Consider the following 1702-nt stretch of genomic DNA (forward strand, 5'->3'; position numbering starts at 1 on the left):
CCGCCTGCGGATGAGGCGTATGCGCATCGGAGCTACGAACCGCCGCAAGGCGAGATCGAGACGGCGCTGGCGCAGATCTGGGCCGAGCTTCTGGGGCTGGAGCGGGTCGGGCGCCACGACCACTTCTTCGAACTGGGCGGGCATTCGCTGCTGGCGGTGCAGCTGTTGAGCCGGCTGTCGCAGGCCCTGGGTGTCGCGTTGCCGCTGTCGACGCTGTTCGCCAGGCCGGTGCTGGCGGATCTGGCGGCGAACATCATGGATGAGTTGAGCCGCTCCGGTCCCCAAGACCTGCCGGCGATTGCGGCCGTGTCGCGTCATGAGCCGCTTGTGCTGTCGTTTGCGCAGCAGCGGCTATGGTTTTTGGCGCAGCTGGATCAGGATAGCACGAGCTATCACGTGCCGCTGACCTTGCGGCTGCGCGGGGTGCTCGACCGCAGCGCCTGGCAGCGCAGCCTTGACCGTGTGTTGGCGCGTCATGAGGCGCTGCGCAGCGTCTTTGTCGCGCCGCAGGGCAAGCCCTGGGTTGAGGTCCTGCCGCCGGATGCGGGGCTGCCGGTCGTTGAGCACGATCTGCGGCACAGGCCGGATGCGGAAACAGCACTTTTGGATCAGTGCCATGAAGAGGAGCGCACGCCATTTGATCTTGCGCGCGGGCCGCTGGTCCGCGGGCGTCTGGTGCGGATGTCGGATGAGGAACACGTCTTCCTGCTCACCCAGCATCACATCGTCTCGGACGGCTGGTCGATGGGCGTCTTGGTGCGTGAACTCAGTCAGCTTTACCGGGCGTTCGAGGCTGGACAGGACGATCCTTTGCCGCCGCTGGCGATCCAGTACCCGGATTACGCCGCCTGGCAGCGGCAATGGCTCTCGGGCGAACGGCTGCAGGGCCAGGCGAAGTATTGGCGCAACGCCCTGTGTGGTGGTCCGGCCCGTCTGGCGCTGCCGACGGACCGGCCGCGGCCGGCGCAACAGTCGTTTGCCGGGGCGCGTGTGGCTGTGGTCATTCCTGCAGATCTGACGCGGGATCTGAAGCGGCTGAGCCGGCAGCATGGCACGACCTTGTTCATGACGGTGCTGGCGGGGTGGGCGGCGGTGCTGTCGCGTCTGTCGGGGCAGGACGACATAATGATCGGTGTGCCGAGCGCCAATCGCGGTCGGCGTGAGATCGAAGAGCTGATCGGCTTCTTCGTCAACACCCTGGCGCTTCGCCTCGACCTGTCGGGCGCGCCGAGCGTGGCGGAGCTGTTGGAGCGGACGCGGCGCACGGCCTTGGGAGCGCAGGAGCATCAGGACCTGCCGTTCGAGCAGGTGGTGGAGATCGTGCAGCCGCCGCGCTCGCTTGATCACACCCCGCTGTTCCAGGTGATGCTGGCCTGGCAGACCAACGCCGCTCAGCCCTTCGATCTTCCCGGGCTGCTGGTGGAGGCTGCGGGGGACGGGTTCGATCAGGTCAAGTTTGATCTGGAGCTGAACCTTGGCGAGCAGGGCGAGGTGATCGCCGGGACGCTGGGTTATGCCACGGCGTTGTTTGATCAGGCGACAATCGAGCGGCAGCGGGGGTATCTGCTGGCGCTGCTGCGGGCGATGGTTGCCGATGCGCAGCAAGAGGTGGGGCGGATTGAGCTGCTGCCACCTGACGAGCGGGCGTATCTGGTGGAGGAGCTGAACCGGACGGCGGCGGCCTATCCGTCGGAAGTGTGCA

At 66.7% G+C, this 1702-nt stretch carries 1 protein-coding gene; it reads left to right on the plus strand.

Annotated features, from left to right (window positions below; translation table 11 throughout):
- A partial coding sequence (locus tag ABIB66_RS43475; protein ID WP_354260124.1) for a condensation domain-containing protein occupies positions 1-1702 on the plus strand: 1702 nt, incomplete at both ends.

It is taken from the genome of Bradyrhizobium sp. F1.13.3 (genome assembly GCF_040548265.1).
Lineage (GTDB): Bacteria > Pseudomonadota > Alphaproteobacteria > Rhizobiales > Xanthobacteraceae > Bradyrhizobium.